The 19,143-nt window shown below is 51.6% G+C and carries 23 protein-coding genes; 13 read left to right on the plus strand and 10 right to left on the minus strand.

The genetic code is table 11. The features are described 5' to 3' along the window. The 6 genes from JYB63_RS01285 to JYB63_RS01310 all read left to right on the plus strand — a co-directional run bounded on the left by JYB63_RS01285 (position 1) and on the right by JYB63_RS01310 (position 5,850). Positions 1-1,305, plus strand: coding sequence for a TRAP transporter large permease (locus tag JYB63_RS01285; RefSeq protein ID WP_205655933.1), 1,305 nt, complete (start codon positions 1-3; stop codon positions 1,303-1,305). Between the two features lie 526 nt (positions 1,306-1,831). Then, complete coding sequence (gene yegD, locus JYB63_RS01290) at positions 1,832-3,199, plus strand: molecular chaperone (protein WP_205655934.1); 1,368 nt, start codon at positions 1,832-1,834, stop codon at positions 3,197-3,199. A gap of 117 nt (positions 3,200-3,316) precedes the next feature. Then, positions 3,317-4,231, plus strand: a complete 915-nt coding sequence (locus tag JYB63_RS01295; RefSeq protein WP_243431772.1) for a DMT family transporter — start codon at positions 3,317-3,319, stop codon at positions 4,229-4,231. Continuing rightward, positions 4,224-4,934 (plus strand): AzlC family ABC transporter permease, encoded by a 711-nt coding sequence (locus JYB63_RS01300; RefSeq protein WP_205655935.1) that lies wholly within the window; start codon positions 4,224-4,226, stop codon positions 4,932-4,934. Before JYB63_RS01295 ends, JYB63_RS01300 begins: the two co-directional genes overlap by 8 nt. Continuing rightward, positions 4,924-5,217 carry an AzlD family protein gene (locus JYB63_RS01305; RefSeq protein WP_205655936.1) on the plus strand — a complete coding sequence of 98 codons (294 nt, stop codon included), beginning with the start codon at positions 4,924-4,926 and terminating at the stop codon, positions 5,215-5,217. Before JYB63_RS01300 ends, JYB63_RS01305 begins: the two co-directional genes overlap by 11 nt. Before the next feature lie 102 nt (positions 5,218-5,319). Further along, positions 5,320-5,850 carry a hypothetical protein gene (locus JYB63_RS01310; RefSeq protein ID WP_205655937.1) on the plus strand — a complete coding sequence of 177 codons (531 nt, stop codon included), beginning with the start codon at positions 5,320-5,322 and terminating at the stop codon, positions 5,848-5,850. A gap of 47 nt (positions 5,851-5,897) precedes the next feature. Here the strand turns inward: JYB63_RS01310 and JYB63_RS01315 are convergent, their stop codons facing one another. Together JYB63_RS01315 and ubiU are read right to left on the minus strand one after the other, a co-directional pair. Then, complete coding sequence (locus JYB63_RS01315; RefSeq protein ID WP_205655938.1) at positions 5,898-6,782, minus strand: U32 family peptidase; 885 nt, start codon at positions 6,780-6,782, stop codon at positions 5,898-5,900. A gap of 11 nt (positions 6,783-6,793) precedes the next feature. Further along, complete coding sequence (ubiU, locus tag JYB63_RS01320; protein WP_205655939.1) at positions 6,794-7,789, minus strand: ubiquinone anaerobic biosynthesis protein UbiU; 996 nt, start codon at positions 7,787-7,789, stop codon at positions 6,794-6,796. A 183-nt stretch (positions 7,790-7,972) separates the two neighbouring features. On the opposite strand from ubiU, the gene ubiT reads away from it, so the two are divergent. Beyond that, a complete protein-coding gene (ubiT, locus tag JYB63_RS01325) occupies positions 7,973-8,500 on the plus strand; it encodes a ubiquinone anaerobic biosynthesis accessory factor UbiT (protein WP_205655940.1) in 528 nt (175 codons plus the stop codon). Between the two features lie 115 nt (positions 8,501-8,615). On the opposite strand, the gene JYB63_RS01330 is transcribed toward ubiT, so the two are convergent. Continuing rightward, entirely contained in the window at positions 8,616-9,485 is an 870-nt protein-coding gene (locus tag JYB63_RS01330) for an MBL fold metallo-hydrolase (RefSeq protein WP_205655941.1), read from the minus strand. A 123-nt stretch (positions 9,486-9,608) separates the two neighbouring features. On the opposite strand from JYB63_RS01330, the gene JYB63_RS01335 reads away from it, so the two are divergent. Further along, positions 9,609-10,061 carry a MarR family winged helix-turn-helix transcriptional regulator gene (locus JYB63_RS01335; RefSeq protein ID WP_205655942.1) on the plus strand — a complete coding sequence of 151 codons (453 nt, stop codon included), beginning with the start codon at positions 9,609-9,611 and terminating at the stop codon, positions 10,059-10,061. A gap of 34 nt (positions 10,062-10,095) precedes the next feature. Here the strand turns inward: JYB63_RS01335 and JYB63_RS01340 are convergent, their stop codons facing one another. From JYB63_RS01340 to JYB63_RS01370, 7 genes are all read right to left on the minus strand, one after another. Further along, positions 10,096-10,695: a MarR family winged helix-turn-helix transcriptional regulator gene (locus JYB63_RS01340; protein ID WP_205655943.1), complete on the minus strand. Its 600-nt coding sequence runs from the start codon at positions 10,693-10,695 to the stop codon at positions 10,096-10,098. Positions 10,696-10,785: 90 nt separating this feature from the next. Then, positions 10,786-11,256, minus strand: coding sequence for a peroxiredoxin family protein (locus JYB63_RS01345; RefSeq protein WP_205655944.1), 471 nt, complete (start codon positions 11,254-11,256; stop codon positions 10,786-10,788). After that, complete coding sequence (locus JYB63_RS01350; protein WP_205655945.1) at positions 11,253-11,534, minus strand: DUF2024 family protein; 282 nt, start codon at positions 11,532-11,534, stop codon at positions 11,253-11,255. Before JYB63_RS01350 ends, JYB63_RS01345 begins: the two co-directional genes overlap by 4 nt. 74 nt (positions 11,535-11,608) lie before the next feature. After that, positions 11,609-12,358: a hypothetical protein gene (locus JYB63_RS01355; RefSeq protein ID WP_205655946.1), complete on the minus strand. Its 750-nt coding sequence runs from the start codon at positions 12,356-12,358 to the stop codon at positions 11,609-11,611. 61 nt (positions 12,359-12,419) lie between these two features. Beyond that, a complete protein-coding gene (locus tag JYB63_RS01360) occupies positions 12,420-12,662 on the minus strand; it encodes a thioredoxin family protein (RefSeq protein WP_205655947.1) in 243 nt (80 codons plus the stop codon). 377 nt (positions 12,663-13,039) lie between these two features. After that, positions 13,040-13,624 carry a YceI family protein gene (locus JYB63_RS01365; protein ID WP_205655948.1) on the minus strand — a complete coding sequence of 195 codons (585 nt, stop codon included), beginning with the start codon at positions 13,622-13,624 and terminating at the stop codon, positions 13,040-13,042. A 45-nt stretch (positions 13,625-13,669) separates the two neighbouring features. Then, positions 13,670-14,518 carry a hypothetical protein gene (locus JYB63_RS01370; RefSeq protein WP_205655949.1) on the minus strand — a complete coding sequence of 283 codons (849 nt, stop codon included), beginning with the start codon at positions 14,516-14,518 and terminating at the stop codon, positions 13,670-13,672. 214 nt (positions 14,519-14,732) lie between these two features. Here JYB63_RS01370 and JYB63_RS01375 point away from each other — a divergent pair, with 214 nt between their 5' ends. The 5 genes from JYB63_RS01375 to JYB63_RS01395 all read left to right on the plus strand — a co-directional run bounded on the left by JYB63_RS01375 (position 14,733) and on the right by JYB63_RS01395 (position 19,082). Then, the gene (locus tag JYB63_RS01375) at positions 14,733-15,458 is read left to right on the plus strand and encodes a response regulator (RefSeq protein ID WP_205655950.1); all 726 of its coding nucleotides are present in this window, start codon (positions 14,733-14,735) and stop codon (positions 15,456-15,458) included. Between the two features lie 3 nt (positions 15,459-15,461). Next, complete coding sequence (locus JYB63_RS01380; protein ID WP_205655951.1) at positions 15,462-16,835, plus strand: ATP-binding protein; 1,374 nt, start codon at positions 15,462-15,464, stop codon at positions 16,833-16,835. 241 nt (positions 16,836-17,076) lie between these two features. Next, on the plus strand, positions 17,077-17,838 hold the full coding sequence (locus JYB63_RS01385; RefSeq protein WP_205655952.1) for a hypothetical protein: 762 nt from the start codon (positions 17,077-17,079) through the stop codon (positions 17,836-17,838). Positions 17,839-17,892: 54 nt separating this feature from the next. Then, positions 17,893-18,372: a hypothetical protein gene (locus tag JYB63_RS01390; protein WP_205655953.1), complete on the plus strand. Its 480-nt coding sequence runs from the start codon at positions 17,893-17,895 to the stop codon at positions 18,370-18,372. After that, a complete protein-coding gene (locus JYB63_RS01395) occupies positions 18,372-19,082 on the plus strand; it encodes an SDR family NAD(P)-dependent oxidoreductase (RefSeq protein WP_205655954.1) in 711 nt (236 codons plus the stop codon). Before JYB63_RS01390 ends, JYB63_RS01395 begins: the two co-directional genes overlap by 1 nt. Positions 19,083-19,143 lie beyond the last annotated feature (61 nt).

The following is a 19,143-nucleotide window of genomic DNA, read 5'->3' on the forward strand; positions in this document are numbered from 1 at the left end:
ATGGTGTTTTTTCTCATTTCGATGCTGGCCATCGTCGGCATGCTGTTGTCTGAAATACCGGTGGCGTTTGCATTTGGTCTGGGGGCGTTGCTCTTTGCCGTGCTGACTGAAAGCAACATCAGCTTTCTTATGCCTCATGGTTTTCAGACTTCCAGTGGTTTTGCTCTATTGGCGTTACCCCTGTTCATCATGGCCGGCACTCTGATGGGTAAAGGCGGTATTACCGAACGCTTACTGAATTTTATTAATGCCTTTGTCGGCCGTACCAAGGGGGGCTTAGGTGCCGTAACGGTGCTGGCCTGTGCAATGTTCGGGGCGATTTCAGGCAGTGCGACTGCAGCGATTGCGGCGATTGGCCAGATCATGGTGCCGCGGATGGTCAAGGAAGGCTATCCGGAAGGGCATGCGACTGCACTGGTGGCTTGCTCATCGGTGCTGGCGATTATGATTCCGCCAAGTATCCCGATGATTGTCTTTGCCATTGCCGGCGGCATTTCGGTGGGAGCGGCGTTTTTGTCGACCCTGATTCCCGGCTTGATGCTGACGACCATCTACTGTTTGCTGAACTTTGTGTTCCTGCGCAATAACGACACCATTGTGATTGCGCCCAAACAGCCTTTTACTGAGACTGCCCGGGAAATTGCGACAACCGGTTCCCAGGCATTCTTCTCTCTGCTGATGCCGCTGATCATTTTGGGCGGGATTTACAGTGGCGTATTTACGCCCACTGAAGCGGCAGCGGTCGCGGTGATTTATTCAGCGGTGGTGGCAATGTTTATCTACCGGGGAATGACGCTGGCAGGTCTGTACCAGGCGATTGTCAGCTCAGCGGTGATTACCGGTTCTATCATGGCGGTGCTGTTCTTCCTGTTCATCATGAGCCGCACTATGGTACTCGAACAGATTCCGAATCAGCTGGCGGATCTGCTGATATCCATTTCGGACAACAAAATTATTATCCTGCTGATGATCAACGTGCTGTTGCTCCTGATCGGCATGATCGTTGATGACGTTTCCGGCGGTATTCTGGCAGCAGTTATCTTCCTGCCGGTGATTAAGGCGATCGGTGTGGATCCGGTGCATTTCGCTGCCATTGTCGGTACCAATCTGGGTCTTGGTAATATTTCTCCACCCTGTGCACCGTTGCTCTATATGGCGGGGGCGATTAATAAGCTTTCGTTAGATAAGTACCTGAAACCCACTTTAAAGTTTTTGGTATTTGGTCATTTACCCATGGTGTTTATTGTCACCTACATTCCTGAAATCTCACTGTTCCTGCCTGAACTGGTACTTGGAAAGTTCTGATTTCGGATGCTGGCGGTCAGCTTACTTAGCGTGATGAAAGCTGGGTAAGCTGCCTTGTCAGCCTGTATCTGATATCTGTTCGGCCGTCATGCTGAGCTGGATATGAAATAACGGGAAACCGGGAGTACAGCGATGAAATGCAACCTTTGTGGTGCTTACACCAGTATTAATTATTCCGACAGCGATTGTGTTAAATGTTTGTTCTGTATGGATACAGAGGGATCTAAGCCTGTTTCAGAAACGTTCCGGGAGTCTCTGGAAGAGGGGACTTCTGACCTTGAAAATGAGCTCGTACCTTTAGCAGCACCGGAAGCGACTACCGGGAAAAAGGGCTAAAACTGCTGTTGACTGACCCGTATGGGACACTCATAAAAATATATCCACCTCTTAGCGGTTTTCCGTTATACTCCGCCGCCGTTTTTTAATTGGCCTCCTGTAGCATTCTGCTGCTTGACCTGACTAAAGGTTCAGGGCTGAACATAGCGGGTTTCGGTGATTCAACCGGTCATATCAAAAGAGGTGAGTGATGGCGATTGGCTTTGATTTCGGAACATCCAACTGTTCTGTGGCACATGTAGTGAATAAAGGCGCGACCGGTGCCCAGGTTGAAACCATACCCCTGACAGATAACGGGCCACTAATGTTATCTGCTATGTGTGCACCAACCCGTGAGTCGGTGCCGGAATATCTGTTCAGTTGTCTGGATATCAAGCCCCTGAGCAGTGTCGGGGAAGATCTGCTGCGCCGGGCGATTGCTGAAAACCGGGCCGAAGGGCTTAAGGTAAAAGCAGAAGATGTGTTTTTTGGTCAGCAGGCCCGGGACCTGTACCTGGAAGATCCGGATTTTGTCTATTACGTAAAGTCTCCTAAGTCGTTCCTCGGTACTCTGCAACTTCGAGAAGCGCAGTTGGTCATGTTCGAAGACATCGTCTGCGCCATGATGGCCAATGTTAAACGCCGGGCAGAAGCACATCTGCAGCAGGAAGTAGCGGAAACCGTGATTGGCCGGCCGGTTAACTTCAACAACCGTGGCGGTGAACAGTCAAATATTCAGGCAGAAGGGATCTTGCGTCGGGCAGCGACCCGGGCGGGCTTTAAGCATATTGAGTTTCAGTTTGAGCCGGTGGCCGCCGGGCTGGATTTTGAATCCGGCCTGACAGAAGAACAGAACGTGCTGGTGGTGGATATCGGTGGTGGTACCTCAGACTGCTCAATGATCCGTATGGGGCCGCAATGGCTGCAGAAAAAGGACCGCTCTGAAACCCTGCTGGGCCATGCGGGCCGTTCTGTGGGCGGGAACAATCTGGATATTGCCATTGCCTTCCAGCGGTTTATGCCGGAGTTCGGTAAAGATGGTCAGACGGTTTCTGGCACAACATTGCCTTCTATGGCGTTCTGGAATCCGGTGGCCACCAATGACGTGAATGCCCAGCGCAGCTTTTATTCCTATGAGAATCTTGATGCACTTAAACAGCTCAAAATTGAAGCCCGTCATCCGGAAAAAATTGCCCGTCTGATTCAGGTGTATCAGAAGTCGCTGGGGCACCTTGTCGTGGGGGAGGCTGAAAAAGCCAAGATTGCCCTGTCGGATGCGCAACAGTGTACCGCCAGCATTAACCTGCTGAATGAAGTGCTCGAGGTGCCGGTATTGCTTGAGCAGATGGAGCAGGCCATCACTGAGCCCATGCGACAGGTGAACGGCCTGATTAAAGATATTCTCGCGCAGAGTGAGGTAAAACCGGATGTGGTGTACATCACCGGCGGTTCGTCTCGCTCTCCGGTGATCCGCAAAGCGGTTAAAAACCTGTTGCCTGATACACCGATCGTCAGTGGTAATTATATGGGCTCCGTCACCGAAGGGCTGGCCCGCTGGGCGGATCTTTGTTTCCGATAAACGATACGCTGTGTAACGTTTAATCGAAGTGTTCAAATTCCTGACTGAGCAGCCTTGACCTGTCTATTGGTTCATACCTGATGATGGCGTATTCGTTTACGTAAGAGGTGTGAAATGATGAGTTCAATGTTGGCCAGAGGTAACAGGTTTAAGACGCTGTTGCAGGGGAGCATCCCTGCGCCTCTGCAGGGCATTCTTCTGGCGCTGGTATCGACAGCGTTGTTTGTCTGGGTGGGCGTGATCGTCCGGATTCTGAGTGATAGCGTTGATCTCTTCCAGATATTGCTGGTTCGGCAGGTCGTTTTTCTAATTGTACTGATCCCGGCGATTGCCGTGTCTTTGGATGTATTGCTGAAGCCCCGGCGGATGCACTTACATCTGTTACGTATCAGTGGGGCGTTCGCGGCACTGTACCTCGGTTTTTTAACTGTCAGCAATATTCCACTCGCTGATGCAACGGCACTGGGGTTTACACAGGTTCTTTTTGTTGCGTTGATTTCCCGGCTGGCGTTATCTGAAACAGTGGGTATAAACCGTCAGATCACCGTTATTGTCGGGTTCATAGGTGTGATGTTGGTGGTACAGCCCAGTTTTTCCGATACCTCCTGGATATTTAGCCTGACGGGATTAGGCGGTGCTCTGGGGGCTGCGGTCGCGGTGGTGTGTGTCAGGTGTATGTCACAGACCGAATCACGGATTGTGTTACTGACCTATCAGGCGGTATTCGTGGGGTTACTGGCACTGGTGCCGAGTATTTACAACTGGCAGTGGCCGACATTATATGAATGGGGATTGCTGGCCGGGGTCGGGGTTATATCTTCTGTCGCACAATGGATCGGTGTAACCGCCTATAAGCTTGGCGAGGCAAATGTGATTGCTAATGTTGAGTATGCCAAGATCATTTACTCACTGATATTTGGCTATTGGCTGTTTGCAGAAGTACCTGACTTTATGGCGATTATTGGTGTTGTAGTCATTGTTTTCAGTGCCTGTCTGCCGTTTGTGTTTAAAGCTGGACGTCAGCGTGTTTAGGTCGTTTTTTTATCCCGGAGAATGCACCGGGTCATTTCTGTGTGGCGCCCGTGAAGTGCTGCCGCTGGCATTAGGAGCGGCGGTTTATGGGCTGGCCTTTGGTTTGTTAGCAACGCAGGCCCGCATGACTGAGCTTGAAGCAGGCCTGATGGGCGGTTTTGTGTTTGCCGGTTCTGCGCAAATTATCGCGCTGGAACGTTTGATTGCCGGTGCCGGAGCAGCAGTGGCTGTTATTGCCGGTATCGCGCTGAATCTCAGGTTGTTGCTGATTACAGCGTCGCTCCGGGATGTATTCGCTGGCCGGCCGTGGTGGCAGGTGGCGTTAGGGGTGCATCTTACGGTGGATGAGAACTGGGCACTTATTTTATCCGCCAGAGCAAAGGGGCAGAATGCCGGTTACAGTTATCTGATCGGGGCGGGAATAACGGTATTGCTCGCCTGGTGTTGGGCTTCCGTTGCAGGGGTATTTTTTGCCACAGCATTGCCTGAGCCGACTGCTATAGGAATGGATTTTGCGTTTGTTGCTGCGTTTATCGCAATTTGCCGTTCTCTGTGGCGGGGTAAGCAGGATATAGCCCCCTGGTTTGTCGCCTTTATTGTGGTGTTTTGCAGCATTCGTCTGGTGGAAGTTGATCCGTCCTGGGCACTGATTCTGGGCGGGTTATCTGGAGCGTGTATGGCGGGCGTGTGTAATGATGAGTGATATTGGCTGGGTGACTCTGGGGCTGGCCTGTGCAACGTTCGGTATCCGGATAAGCGGTATTTTATTGGGGCGACGTATTCCACAAACCGGTTTTTGGGCCAGGGCGCTGCAGGGGTTACCCGGAAGCCTGATTGTCGCGCTGGTAACGATGTCCTTAATGAGCGGCAGCATTGAAGAATGGCTGGCATCAGGGGTTGCCTTACTGGTGGCGATCAGAACCCGCAGTCTGCCGCTGGTTATGCTCTGTGGCATCGTCACAATATGTGTGCTGAGAGCGATCTAATCAGATTATCTGTAAAGTATGTCATTCCGGCTTGACCTGTCTATAGCTTCATCCCTGAGCATTGGTTTTTCTTTCTGAAGTAATTAAAAACCGGAGTAATCAATGAATACAGTTTTGTCAGATAAAAAAGTGGCTGAAATGCAGCAGGCAGGGCCACAGTATCTGCGTCGGGTTATTACCCATCGTCAGACGTTTCAGACAACACCTGAAAAGCTATTTCCCTTGCTGTGCCCGACGACTGAATTTGACTGGATGGATGGTTGGCACTGTGAGCTGATTTATTCTAAGTCTCTGTACCATGAATATAATGCAATTTTTAAAACCAGCTATTTTAATCTGGATGAAACCTGGGTCGTTTCTCATTTTGAACCCTGCCGGGTCATTGAGTTCGTGCGGGTATCTGAACACGTTTCAATTAAGGTCGATGCACGTATTTGCGATAATCTGGATGGTACCTGTACCGGTAGCTGGATTGTCAATGCGACTGCATTAACGGCTCAGGGGAATGATGCGCTGGCGCAGATGAATCCTGAAAATGAACCGATTGGTATCCTGATTGATGCGCTGGATCATTACATTAATCACGATGAAATCAAGCCGTTACCGGATGGCATTTTCAATAAGAAAGGCTAAGGAACAGGCACCATAGTATTGTTCTCACTATGGTGCTTGCGTACCTGTTAAGTGCTCTGCATGCTCATACCGGCAATCTGATGCCAGTAACCGTTACATTCCAGATCCTTTGTCAGCGGGGTATAAACCGGATTTGTCAGCTGTTCGCGGAAGGCTTCCAGCTGTTGCAGTGTGTCTGTGGATTCCGGGCTGAGCCGCATGACATCAACCCCGAGCTTTTCCATAGCGCCCACTTCATTGATCAGGTTATAGCAGTAACCGGACATGGTCTGGATACCGTTCAGACGGAAGACTTTTTCCGCTTCTCTTGATTTCATCATTAACCCGTTAGGGTGGTTGATGCAGCAGTAACGGCAGTCATCCTTGGGCCGGTTTTCCGCCCGGGCAGTGAAGCAGCGGGCTGAATAGGCCAGCGGCATGTGGCCATAGCTGAAAACCTCTGTTTCGAACTGATCACGGATGCCGGCTTCCTTCGCTTCCTGTAACAGCCGGCCAAGCCAGTCACCGGATAATTCCACCGGCATTACCCAGCGGCGCATGCCCTGATTTAGCAGTACCTTCAGGGTGGCCAGGTTGTAACAGTTGATGGCCGGGCCCACCACAAAGGGCAGCTTCTTCTGCCTGGCCAGTTCAACGGCAGACAGGTCATTGGCTTCGATCATAATGTCATGATTGTCTACCAGCTTTCGCAGGGTGTTCAGTTCGGTGGGGGATTCCAGTAAAGCCATGGTTGAGAGCACCACTTTTTTGCCACATTCGCTGACTTCCCGTGCGAGGTTAATCCAGTCGTCGGCCTTTAATTCCCGGCGTTTTGAACAGACGGTTTCACCCAGATAAATGATGTCGGCGCTGCTGCTGACTGCCTGTTCATAGAAGTGGCGGATATCGTCTTTGGTCCAGAAGAACAGCACCGGGCCTAATGAAAACTGCATAAAATTCTCTCCTATTGCCAGCTGCGGTGGTATGCGCCCAGGGTGGTCTGGCTGCCTTCAGACAGGTTTGCCAGGGTTTTATGCCACTGTTCGGTGACGCTGAAGTTGTCAGGGTTTTGCTGATAACTGTCGATGGCCTGACGCCAGGTGCGGGTGATCTGCTCCACGTAGGCGGGGCTGCGCTGACGGCCTTCAATCTTGAATGACACGATGCCGGCGGCCGCCAGTTTTGGCAGTAATTCCAGTGTGTTCAGGCTGGTGGGTTCTTCCAGTGCATGGTAGGTGTTGCCTTCTACTTCAAAGCGGCCTTTACACAGGGTGGGGTATCCGGCGGATTCGTCCGGGGCGTACACATCAATCAGTACTTCGTTAAGGCGGGCTTCGGTGCCCTGATCCGTTTCCTGCCAGCGGACATATTTTGCCGGGGAGCAGGCACCGGCGGTATTTGGGGATTCACCGGTCATATAAGAAGAAAGATAACAGCGGCCTTCGGCCATGATACACAGGCTGCCAAAGGCAAAGACTTCCAGCGCCACCGGGCTGTTTTTAGCCAGTTGCATAACCTGCTGAATCGACAATACCCGGGGCAGGACGACGCGGTCGACGGCAAAGTTGTTATGGTAATAGTTGATGGCTTCCAGATTGGTGCATGAGGCCTGTACGGATAAATGGCGCTCAACATGCGGATAGGTATTAGCGGCGTACTCCAGCACGCCGATGTCAGAAATGATCAGCGCATCGCAGCCGATATCCACGGCCTGATCCACCGCATGCTGCCAGCGTGACCAACTGTTTGGCTGGGCAAAGGTATTGATTGCGACGTGGAGTTTTTTACCGTGCTGGTGGACGTAGTCAGAGGCTTTTATCAGTTTCTTGTCGTTAAAGTTTAAACCGGCGAAATGACGGGCGTTGGTGTCATCTTTCAGGCCGATATAAACCGCATCAGCGCCATTATCGATGGCGGACTTCAGTGCGGGCAGGTTACCCGCAGGACAAAGTAATTCCATGCTGTTACCTGAGTCAGAGAATGAGTAAGTGGGGGAACGGGGGCACATCTTAAGCAGGGTTTGGCGGTTACTCCTTGATAAATGACAAGTTACGGATACCCGTGAGGGGGCAAAAGCCGGTTGATGCATATCAAGTGTGCTTGCAGAGCAGTGGGTATAATGGATTTTTTTGCCAGAGGATTGATGATGCTTCTAACCCTGCAACAGCATCTGTCTGCGGCCGGTGCCGGCTTGCCTAACCCTGTGTCATGGCTGCGCCCCGGGCATTTTAAACCGGCTTTAAAAGTCGTTCCGTTTGCCGTCATTAAAACCGGCCTGCAGGCCACGCTGGAACGGTTATTTGCCGAAGCACTGGAGGACGGTGATTTTGAGTGCCTGACGGATCAGTGGCTGCGCATTGATATTACCGATCTGGGACTGAGCTGGTTGATTACCTATCGTGATGGTCGTTTAGTGGTGGCGGATGCCCTGCGTGAAAGCACGGTGGCAAAGGTGACGTTCCGGGCCAGCAGTGAAGATCTGTTACTGATTGCTGCCCGTTATGAAGATCCGGACAGTCTGTTCTTTCAGCGCCGGCTGATTATAGAAGGGGATACGGAACTGGGGCTGGAAATTAAGAACATTATCGACAGCGCTGATCTGGATTGTCTGCCGGGGCCTGTTAGCCGGATGGTGAACTTTGCGGCCGGGCAAATCAGTCCGCAGGCTTAGTCTGCGGTTATTATTCAAATTCCGGAGCCGTTACACAGGCATTTGCTGATACCTGTGTAACGGTTGCTTTATCACCGTCAGCTGATAAATCGTCCGTGGTTAAACTTTTTACCGTTTAACCACCGTGGAAGATTGAGAAAATCATCCGTTCCACATGAGCCGGCAGGTGGTCGTAGTTTTTGAAGTCTTTGTACTTATCCAGTTTTACCTGTTCCGGCAAAGTAGACATCAGCGCTATAACTGCCGGGTAGCCTTCCGCCATTGCCTTGCTCAGTGCCGGTTCGACCGCCGCATACAGGTCGTTATAAAAATCGGCTGCCAGTTGCAGCTGCTCCGGGTCCAGTTCTGCCGAATGGGTGGTGATGGCATATTCAGGCTTGAACTCAGTAAGGGCATTCAGCAGTTTACGGCTGCCCAGATAGTTTGAGTCTGCTAACCAGCGCTGGTCGGTTAACTGGTTGGTTTCGTACAGGTCAGCCGTAAAAACAACTTTCTCTGCAGGCAGGTGCAGTGCCAGCATGCCAACGCCATCCGCAGCCCCGTAGTGCAACAGGTCTACTTGAGTTTTACCTATCTTTAAGGTGGTGTTGTCCTGCACGTACTGATCGACGCTGGCCGGTGCCTGGCCTGTTGTATCAATTCTGAATACCGGGCGGGTCGCCTGATGGGCATAGATCGTTGCGTCTTGGAATACTTCGGTACCGCCAACATGATCGTAGTGTTCATGGCTGAGTACTACCTGAGTGACGGGCAGGTCGGTCAGCTTAGCGATTTCAGCCTGTAATGCTTCTGCCCGGGCCGGGTTGGCCGGGTCTGTGATGAGTACACCTTTGTCACCAACCACTACCAGCGAATGGTAGTAATCCAGGAAGACTGCGTACACGTTTTCAGAGATCTGAGTGACTTTAGCGTTACTGGCCGCCATGGTGAGCGGGCTGAGTAACAGGGTGAGCAGTACAAAGACCGCTGTGCTGATTTTTTTCATGGGAACGCCTTTCTGATTGATTTGTGAATAACTACATGCAAGTGCATCTATATTAATCTACATGCAGTTGCATCTATAATCAATGTATATGCACCTGCATGTTTTTTAATTTATAATCCGGCCATGAGTGAAAAGATTGAAGAATATGTTGTAGATGCCTGGATAGCCTTGCTCAGAGCAAAGGATTCCTCGCTTGCCTACGTGGAAAAATCCCTGAAAGACAACGGCTTGCCGCCTTTTGCCTGGTATGACGTGCTGTGGGAACTGGATAAAGCCGGTGAAGCAGGATTAAGGCCTTTCGAGATTGAGCAGCAAAAGCTGCTGTCTCAGTACAGCCTGTCCCGTTTGCTGGGCAGGCTGGAAAAAGCAGGCTATCTGGTGAAAACCCAGTGCGAGACGGACGGTCGTGGTCATCTGGTGACCATTACCCCGCAGGGACGGGAAATTCGGGAAAAGATGTGGGCGGTGTATTCCCGGGGAATACAGACGACAATCGGTGACAGGCTGGATGAAAAGCAGTGTCGTCAGTTACGGCAAATACTGGGGCCACTGATGCATGAAATTACCGACAGTTAAGCCGGGCAGCGATACGGATATTTTCCGGGACTGATCAGTGCTTGTCCTTAGCAAGATGTTCCGGGCAGTCCAGACGTAAGTCCTGTGGTGGCAGGGGAACCTGCATCAGTTTGCAGAAACTCTCTTTATCTCCTTCAGCCGGCTGATAATACTGACAGCTGTAGCACATCCGTACCGGAATATCAGACGGGTTCAGCGCTTTGAACAGGGTCAGAATACCCTGCCAGATGATCAGGCAGTCTGCTTCCGAGAGCTTATCCAGTGCCAGGTCGAAGGTTTGTGTCAGGGGATGAAACGCCTGTAGCTGTTGCTTCCCTTCAGCGGTCAGGCATACCGAAAATTTACGGGCATCCAGAGAGTCCTGTATTTTTTCAGCCAACCCTTTTGCTATCAGGGTTTTAATGGCATCGCTGACGGTGGCCCGGGTCAGGGCAAATTCTTCTGCAATCGCTGAGGGAGAACTTGGCCGGGGGTGAAAACCAATAAACAGAATGATCTGCACCTGCAGCGGGGTCAGATGATGCTTCTTAGCCTGATCCTGTAAGCCAAAGCGAAATAATGTTGCAAGCCGCTCAATTCCCACGATGATCTTCGTGTGAATATTTTGCTGCGAGCTGTCAAAGCCATTATTCATAAGGCACTCATGTTTCGGGCGTTGTACTGATTTTCGGCGGCCAGTGTGTCATAAGTTCTCCGGATGCTCAAACGGACATACCTTGAAATCCTACTCTTCAGCAACCAGCGCCATGATCTCAGAACCCAGCTGCAAATCAGGAATATGGCCAAGATGTTGCCGGGTAATCAGCCCCTGTTTACTGATCAGTATTGTCGTCGGGGTTCCCTGTAAATTATAGGTCTGCATGGTTTTCGGTATCGGTGAGTTTTCACCGGGCCGGTCAAGGCCGACGGGGAAACGGATCCGGTTTTCATACAGAAAGGCTTCCAGCGTCGCCTTTGTGACCGCACTGTGGTGTTCAAACAGAGTATGCAGGCCCAGCACCACTAAATCCTGTTCTGCAAACAGTGCCCGGACCCGTTTTGCCTGGGGTAACCCCAGCTCAACGCAGGCGGGGCAGAGCATCTGAAAGGCGCAGATCATCACTGCACGCCCCTGCAGTGCAGAAAGGCTGATACCGTGCTGGCTGTTAAGCCATTCGCTGACCTCTAACGGTGGTGCAGGCATTAACGGGGTCATTTGGGGCCTCCGTAAGGATTAGGGCAACCTTCCATTTGCAGGATGAAATGGCCGTGTTCGGCAATTTCTGCAGCAATTCGCGGGTTGGTAATTTCGGAATGACAGAAGTTACACAGTTGCTGGTTAAGATTGCTGTGTTTTTCTTCCAGTGTAGCTAAAAATGCATTGGCAAAATTAACAGCGGTTGCCTTGTTTTCGCCACTTGGAATAAACACATCAAAGTGAACCATTTTGCCTGTGGAAAGGGTGGCGTAAGTATCATAAACATCGATTTTCATAATGACCTCATGGGGCTGGCAGAACATATCCGCCCCGGGGCGGATATGTTCCGGTGTCAGAGTAACAGTGTGTTTTACTGGACAGTGCCGGGTAAGCTCAGGTCACCTGACGCGATATCCCAGACATTGGAGATACAGGCCAGCGGTGCGTGAACGTTCTCGTTAATTTTCAGCACCGAAGTGACTGCATCAAACTTAAAGTCCTTCGACAGGCCAACCTCTTTAAGCGGCACCCGGATCAGCGCTTCACCGTTATGCAGCGCCCAGTCGTAGCCCGGACTATCGATATAGATTGGCAGCTCCGGCCAGGTTGCCGGCATTTTCGGTGAGGTTCCTTCCGGAATATCCCGGATCTTCAGCCCGCCCTGGCCACAGCTGTCGTCCTGTGTCAGAACGACCCAGTGGCTGTGCCATTTGTCGCCGTCATTATTTTTGTCACCATCATTGTCTTCGTCATAAAGTGGGGTATCGTCAAAGTCCGGATGGATGGTTAATGCCAGTGCTAGGATGCCTTTATCCGCTTCAAAACCAACGGTGCTGCTGTCCAGTGTGGTTGGCCATACGTAGGTGTAGATTTCTGAACCACCGAGCTGGCCAACTTTTTTCGGTACTGATTCGCCAGCGGTACCGCGGGCTTCCTGATGAAAGATCAGATGTGAACCGTCGGTAACAACACGGGCTTTCAGAATGTCAAAACTGGGGTCAATCTCATTACTGGCCGGTGAATCAATGTGGGTTCCGCCGGCCAGTGTCAGGGTTGAAGCGGCCAGTGTCAGTGCACAGGCGGCTGCCAGTAATGTGTTCGTTCCGTTTTTTGCATTCATTGTTATAAACCTTTTAATTCAATGCTTACTTAATGTTGTGGGTCTGTCTGAACTCAGGTGGTCAGCCGTTTTTAACGTCTTCCATGCTGGCGCCAAAGTTGATGTGTAAAACCTCACCGTCGATAACCAGAGCAGGCACTGATTTAACGCCGTGAGCTTCAGCTTCCGGGATGCGGTTAGCCTGACCTTTACCAAAGTGAACGATTTCAAGATTCACCTTATTATGGTCGATGACGTCCAGAATCCGGGATTCAGCAGACACGCATACCGGGCAGCCGGCGTGATAGAAAATGGCATTACTCATAACGTACTCTCCGTGTGATTGATTTGTTTTTAGTAAGGAGTCCTAACTATTGTTTCGATAGTAATTCATGAATCAGTATCTGGCTGTTTTATCTTTTCTATCGGCGTTGTAGTTTTTAGCTATAACTAGTTAGTAGTCCTTATTTGTTTGCAAGCGGTTACGCATCAGAAAGCCACGTGGATGGGACGTAAAAGAGAACAGAGAAAGAAGACCGGAGAGAGAAGAGCAGCCAGAGAAAATGGAGAAGAAGAAAACGGAACGGAGCAGAGAAGGAGCTAGCGCAAAATTATGGGAGGGCTATTACCCGGATCCGGTTGCTGCGGGGAACCGATACCGGTAACGGAAACGCCGGGGATGGCGTTTCCGCTGATGCCGGATTACTGGCGGATGCCTTCCAGTTCCAGGCGCAGGGCGATATCGTCGCCGATCATTGGTGCGCCGTATTTCATGCCGAAATCGCTGCGCTTGATCGTGCCGGTGGCGGTAAATCCTGCTACCTGCTTTTTATTGAACGGGTGCGGACCAACCTTGTTGACGGTCAGGTCCAACGTAACCGGCTGTGTTACGCCGAGTAATGTCAGTTCACCTTTCAGTTGAGCGGTGTTTGCGTCCAGCTTGGTGACGGAAGTGCTGTTAAAAGTCATTTCCGGGAATTCAAGGGTGTTGAAAAAGTCCGGTGAACGCAGGTGATCATCGCGTTTTTCATGGAAGGTGTTAATCGAGGCGGTCTGTACTGTCACTGATACAGTGGAGTTCTCGATGTTGTCTTCATCAAACATCAGGGTGCCGGCAACGTCGCCGAAACGGCCGATCATAGTGCTCAGGCCAAGGTGGTTGACGTCGAACAGAACATTAGTGTGTGACATATCAATGTCATAGCCGACCGGGGCTGCCTGGCTGAGTGGGGCAGTGATCATGGCAGCGGTAAGAGCAGATGCTGTTAATAGCGATTTCAGGTACATGTCTGGATTCTCCGGGAGAGGTTACAGGGATGAAAAAAAGGTATTTCAGTACGCCATACCGGCAGGCTCTGCCAATAGGACGGCGCTGCCGATTGCCAGTGGCAGCAGGGCAGCGGCAAGAATGCTCAGGCACACAGGCCGTGCGGCCGGGCTGTTATAGGATCTGATAAAGGTGATTTTTTGCTGGATACTGTCAGTAAACAGTAACGGCAGTAACAGCAGCAGGGCGATGCCGCTGGCCTTGGTAAAAAACAGGGCCTGCGCCAGCAGGGCTGTTAGTACGGTAATGATGACCAGCTGTGCCGTGGCACCGAATGTAAAACGTTGTTTTGGCCAGTTAAGCAGCAGAAATCCGCCGATAGCAGCACTCAGTGCAAATGCGGTCTGACCGATCAGGGCAGAGGCACCGATAATGGTCACGGCCCCTAAACCGATGCTGACAAAGAGCAACTTAACAGCACCGTTGATGCCTGCATTGCTAGCGGCACACTGGCGCCGGGCAACGACTGCCGCGAGAATGATGGCGGCAAAGTAGCCCCAGCCAGGGGCGTCAATGCTGCTGATCCGGCCACCGAACAGCCAGGCCAGTACGGTGACCGGCATAATCACCGACATGGTTTGCAACATTCTGCTGCGGGTGTTCAGTGTATCGATCAGTAATCCGGCAAAGCCGGCGATCATAATCAGATAGGGCAGTTTTTGTGAGGCAGACCGGGGCATGGCGGAAAATCCCTGAATCTGAATAATGCTGATCAGCAGGCTGGCAGCGATCGACACAGCGGCAATTTTCTTCCCGGCATCGCAGCTGAAGCCGATGGCGGCGGTCAGTGCAAGGCTTAGGAGCAGGGGCAGTAAAGAGCTTTGAATCAGCGGGTTATTCAGCAGTGTTTCCATAGTAAATCTCTTACGTGACAGGTCGGCTTAACAGTGAATGCGCCAGTTATTTCAGCGTTAAAATGTCACCAGAGTTTTTCAGTTCAGGCATATTTTGTCGCAAGTCTTATCAGACAGATCGACTGATACAATTTGATACATTTTTTTCATTGTTGTGTGCCCCCCGGAACCGATATCCTTGCAGCAGTGATAACCCCTGTGGACCCGCCCGGCTATGCAAAACACCTCTCATATTCTCGTCGTTGATGATCATCAGGACATCCGTGATCTGGTGGCACGTTATCTGACGGAGCATGGCTACCGGGTCACAACCGCCAAAGACGGCAAGTCGATGAAAGCCGTGCTTAACAGCAGTGCGGTGGACCTGGTGATTCTGGATGTCATGATGCCCGGAGAGGACGGTTTAAGCCTGTGCCGCCATTTACGTGAACAGGGCCAGTTACCGGTGATAATGCTGACCGCCATGACGGAACAGACAGACCGGGTCGTGGGGCTTGAAATGGGGGCAGACGATTACCTGACCAAACCTTTCTTCCCCCGGGAGTTGCTGGCACGGATTAAAGCGGTATTACGCAGAACCGCTGCGTTGCCGCCACAGAAAGAAGCGCTGGCGTCGCAAACCCTGAAATTTGACCGCTGGTTATTGGATGTCAGCCGCCGGGAGTTACTGGATTCTGACGGCGTGGCGGTGCCCCTGAGTACCGCAGAATTTAAACTCTTGTCGACCTTTCTCGCCCATCCTCATCATGTGCTGAGCCGGGAGCAATTGCTGGATCTTACCCAGGGCCGGCAGGCGGATGTGTTTGACCGCAGTATCGATAATCAGGTCAGCCGGCTGCGCCGCAAGGTGGAACAGAATCCCTCCAAACCCAGCCTGATAAAAACCGTCTGGGGTGGCGGCTACACCCTGACGGCAGATGTATCGAAGTATGAGCAGTAAGTGATGATTGAATATCTCAGAAAGAGCCTGCCGGGCCGGGTAATCGGCCTGCTGATTTTAGGCTTTGGCCTGCTGAATGCAGCGACTGTGTACGTATTCTATGAGGAGCGGGGCCGGGCAGTCCGGTTAAGTCAGATGGAAGATCTGGTGGCACGCAGCGTATCGATGGGCCGGTTGCTGGATGAAACGCCGTCTGAATTACACGGGCAGATACTGGCAGCTATCTCCACAGAACGGCTGCAATTTACGCTGGATCACACCTCCAGAGTGAATCCGGATAATATGGCAGCGCCGGACCATCCGCTGTTTCAGCAGCTGCTGGCGTCCAGCCCGGTAAATGATGCGGATAACAGTTTGTCGATCAGCCCCCGTTATTACTGGTGCTACAGCTGGATTAAAAACCTTACTGTGCCGGATTTTACTTTTGGTGAAAATGAGGGGCGCCGGCCGATTGCTATTGTCTCTATTCAGCGGGAGCCGGGTAACTGGCTCAACGGGGTTCTGATGACGCCCAGCTCTTTTCCCGGCTGGATTGCGGCAGTGTTGGTGGCGTTAGCGCTGTTTACCCTGTCGGTGGTGATGGTGGTGCTGATTGTACGGCGGGTCACCCGTCCGCTGGCGGAACTGATTGATGCCACCGATAAGATTGGCCGGGGTGAGCTGGATGCCTCCATTCCCCTGCGGGGCCCTGAAGACGTTCGCCGCACAACCCGGGCGTTTAACCGCATGCGTGACCGGATAGAACGCTTTGTGCAAAACCGTACTCAGATGCTGGCCGCCGTTTCCCACGATTTACGTACCCCGATGACATCCTTACGGCTGCAGGCTGAGTTTGTGCCGGATCAGGCTGTTCGAGAAAAAATTATCCATACGCTGGATGAAATGCAGGAAATGACGGAAGCCACCCTGGCATTTACCCGGGAAGATGCCACCCGGGAAGAAAGCCGGCTGGTGGATTTGTCGGCACTGATTGGCAGCCTCTGCGATGACCTGCAGGATATTGGCCTGAATATAGAGTGCAGTGTGACAGAGCGTTTACCCTATGTTTGCCGGCCGGTGGGGCTGAAACGGGCGGTGAATAATCTGCTGGAAAATGCCTGTTATTACGGTGGCGTGGCGAAAATCCATGTCCGGCAGGCGGCAGATGAAGTCATTATCAGTATTCGGGATAACGGCCCTGGCATTCCGGAGAAGGATTGGCAGCGGGTGTTTGATCCCTTTGTGCGCCTTGAGGATTCCCGTAACCGTAATACCGGTGGCATCGGGTTAGGGATGGCCATTGCCCGTTCCATTGTCCATGCCCACGGTGGCGATATATATCTGCAGAATTTAACCCCACAGGGTTTTGAGGTGCAGTTACGGTTACCTCTTCAATAAATCACAGGCTGTCAGATTGGGGATTAGAGTATAAAACAGGGTTGCTTTTGTGTGTTACAGCTGAAAAAATCCACGCATATTCAATTTGTTAGCTTATTCGGGGCAGGTAACGGAACGTACTTGTCCGTGATTGTTTAATCAGGTTTCTTTCTTACACGTCAGAAACCACAGTTGTCGCCAGGGAAAAGGTCCGTTCATGCATTATTTCCGCTGTTTTTCTGTTTTTCGTCTGTTATCTGTTATGGGCCTTCTTCTTTTGCTGGCCGGCTGTAACAGCCAGAATGAAAAGCCCCGTACCTACGACATCATGTCCTTATATTCAGAACAGGATATACAGGATGTGATTGAAATCTCTGCCTCAGAAATAGAACGCCAGTCTGGCCATGAGCTGGTACTGCCGGAGATTAATTTCGTGACCGTTACCGAGCTTACGGACATGTTCCTCAAAGATGACGGAGAGGAAACGGCTGATCAGGAGTTACTGCACTATGTCCGTTCTGTGGGGGCAATCTATGATGATGACCGTAAAGCCGTATTCATTGTTGCAGAGAACTTTAATATCACAGCAAGCAACGAACGGGGCGCCAGAGATGAAGCTTACTATCATTTGCTGGGGACCATGACCCATGAACTGGTACATGCGTTACAGGATCAGCTTTACGGGCTGAAATACAGCGAAGAAGACTACAGCACTCCGGATGCCAGAGCAGCGCTGCGCATGACCATTGAAGGTCATACTGAGCTGATCACTGCACTGGTATTACAGCAAATGGGTGTCATAGGTGAACTGGAAGATTATCACTCAGAAGCTGAGCATGATGTCGATCCCAGTGACCCTCAGGCGGTCTATGAAAACGACATGAGTGATATTTACCGCACCGGCTATGCCTTCTTCATGTATCAGCATGGAATTGGCGGCACTGCGCGCGCCTGGAAAATTCTCCGTAACCCGCCAGACCGGACAGAAGTTTTACGCAAACCTGAACTGTTTGAGTTTCAATAATTTAGAACGGTACAGCGTGAAGCTGTATTGACTGTCGATAAGGATATTTAACTGATGAAATTAACGTTTGCCAGAGCCGCTGTTGGCGCTTACCTGAGTATTGCATTATCCGGTTGTGTTGCGACCAAACCTGTCGTGGATTATACCCCTGAACAGCTTGAGGTATTAGAGATCGCGCTGGACGGTGAAGGTATGGTCAGGGCCGGGGTTTATACGGATAACATTAATGATCTGATCTGGACCTGCCAGCGGGAATTTCCGGTCCATCTGGATGTAGATGTTAAGGATATGAAGGCTAAGGTGAAGCTGCAGGTCAGCGGAAGATATGTCCGTTCAGAAGCCCGTATGAATCACCTGGGTGAAATCACCACGGTGGCTAATGTGACGTCCTATGAAGAAGACGGCACCAATGCATACAGTTTTAAAACTGAGGTACAGCTGCGTCAGCAACGGGCGCGGGTTACTGTGGGACGCGGAGGCTCTACACTGGCAGGGTGCCCAACAGGCTGGTTTGATCTGGCGAAGGCTGAGTGATGAAACTGGCCATCATAACTGGTGGTTCCCGTGGCCTGGGGGCGGCACTTGTTCAGCAACTGGCTGATGATGGCTGGCACATTGCGGAGCTGTCCCGTTCCGGAAAGGGTGAATGGCATCACGACTGTGATCTGGCGGATACCGCTGCCGTCACGGCACTGGCTGCAGAGCTGTTACCGGCACTGGCGAAGCGTTCATGGGATGAAGTGCTGTTTGTAAATAATGCAGGGTATTTGCAGCCCATCAGTTCGGTGCAGCGCCTGACACCGGAACAGATCCGTAACAGCATTACGGTGAATCAGGTATCACCCATGATACTGATGGCGGGGTTTGTTACTGCATTCCGTCGTTTTAGTGGCCGCAAAACGTTGGTGAACCTGTCATCCGGGGCGGCACTGAAAGGCTATGCCGGCTGGTCCATGTACTGTGCTTCCAAAGCGGCGGCAGAAAACTTTATTCATGCAATGGTGGATGAGGAACAGCATCAGGCTGAGCGGTTCACTGCAGTGAATTATGATCCGGGGGTGATGGATACCGCCATGCAGACCGAGATTCGTCAGGCCGATGAGGCGGATTTTCCTGCTATTCAGCGTTTTCATGATTACCATACCGACGGTGTGCTGCGGCCTGCCGAAGCGGTTGCCACGGATCTGCTGACTAAATACCGGCGGGGCTTCAGTAACGGCATTCGCTATTCCGTGGCGGACTGACTCTTTTTTCTTTCCCACTGCTCCGAGAGGGTTCGGGGCAGTGCTTTCTACAAGTAAGCCC

It is taken from the genome of Aliamphritea spongicola, from assembly GCF_017051665.1.
Classification (GTDB): Bacteria; Pseudomonadota; Gammaproteobacteria; order Pseudomonadales; family Balneatricaceae; genus Amphritea; species Amphritea spongicola.

Coding starts and splice junctions, on each gene's coding strand:
- JYB63_RS01285 (WP_205655933.1), top strand. CDS start 1: ATGGTGTTTTTTCTCATTTCGATGCTGGCCATCGTCGGCATGCTGTTG.
- yegD (WP_205655934.1), top strand. CDS start 1,832: ATGGCGATTGGCTTTGATTTCGGAACATCCAACTGTTCTGTGGCACAT.
- JYB63_RS01295 (WP_243431772.1), top strand. CDS start 3,317: ATGAGTTCAATGTTGGCCAGAGGTAACAGGTTTAAGACGCTGTTGCAG.
- JYB63_RS01305 (WP_205655936.1), top strand. CDS start 4,924: ATGATGAGTGATATTGGCTGGGTGACTCTGGGGCTGGCCTGTGCAACG.
- JYB63_RS01310 (WP_205655937.1), top strand. CDS start 5,320: ATGAATACAGTTTTGTCAGATAAAAAAGTGGCTGAAATGCAGCAGGCA.
- JYB63_RS01315 (WP_205655938.1), bottom strand. CDS start 6,782: ATGCAGTTTTCATTAGGCCCGGTGCTGTTCTTCTGGACCAAAGACGAT.
- ubiU (WP_205655939.1), bottom strand. CDS start 7,789: ATGGAATTACTTTGTCCTGCGGGTAACCTGCCCGCACTGAAGTCCGCC.
- ubiT (WP_205655940.1), top strand. CDS start 7,973: ATGATGCTTCTAACCCTGCAACAGCATCTGTCTGCGGCCGGTGCCGGC.
- JYB63_RS01330 (WP_205655941.1), bottom strand. CDS start 9,485: ATGAAAAAAATCAGCACAGCGGTCTTTGTACTGCTCACCCTGTTACTC.
- JYB63_RS01335 (WP_205655942.1), top strand. CDS start 9,609: ATGAGTGAAAAGATTGAAGAATATGTTGTAGATGCCTGGATAGCCTTG.
- JYB63_RS01340 (WP_205655943.1), bottom strand. CDS start 10,695: ATGAATAATGGCTTTGACAGCTCGCAGCAAAATATTCACACGAAGATC.
- JYB63_RS01345 (WP_205655944.1), bottom strand. CDS start 11,256: ATGACCCCGTTAATGCCTGCACCACCGTTAGAGGTCAGCGAATGGCTT.
- JYB63_RS01350 (WP_205655945.1), bottom strand. CDS start 11,534: ATGAAAATCGATGTTTATGATACTTACGCCACCCTTTCCACAGGCAAA.
- JYB63_RS01355 (WP_205655946.1), bottom strand. CDS start 12,358: ATGAATGCAAAAAACGGAACGAACACATTACTGGCAGCCGCCTGTGCA.
- JYB63_RS01360 (WP_205655947.1), bottom strand. CDS start 12,662: ATGAGTAATGCCATTTTCTATCACGCCGGCTGCCCGGTATGCGTGTCT.
- JYB63_RS01365 (WP_205655948.1), bottom strand. CDS start 13,624: ATGTACCTGAAATCGCTATTAACAGCATCTGCTCTTACCGCTGCCATG.
- JYB63_RS01370 (WP_205655949.1), bottom strand. CDS start 14,518: ATGGAAACACTGCTGAATAACCCGCTGATTCAAAGCTCTTTACTGCCC.
- JYB63_RS01375 (WP_205655950.1), top strand. CDS start 14,733: ATGCAAAACACCTCTCATATTCTCGTCGTTGATGATCATCAGGACATC.
- JYB63_RS01380 (WP_205655951.1), top strand. CDS start 15,462: ATGATTGAATATCTCAGAAAGAGCCTGCCGGGCCGGGTAATCGGCCTG.
- JYB63_RS01385 (WP_205655952.1), top strand. CDS start 17,077: ATGGGCCTTCTTCTTTTGCTGGCCGGCTGTAACAGCCAGAATGAAAAG.
- JYB63_RS01390 (WP_205655953.1), top strand. CDS start 17,893: ATGAAATTAACGTTTGCCAGAGCCGCTGTTGGCGCTTACCTGAGTATT.
- JYB63_RS01395 (WP_205655954.1), top strand. CDS start 18,372: ATGAAACTGGCCATCATAACTGGTGGTTCCCGTGGCCTGGGGGCGGCA.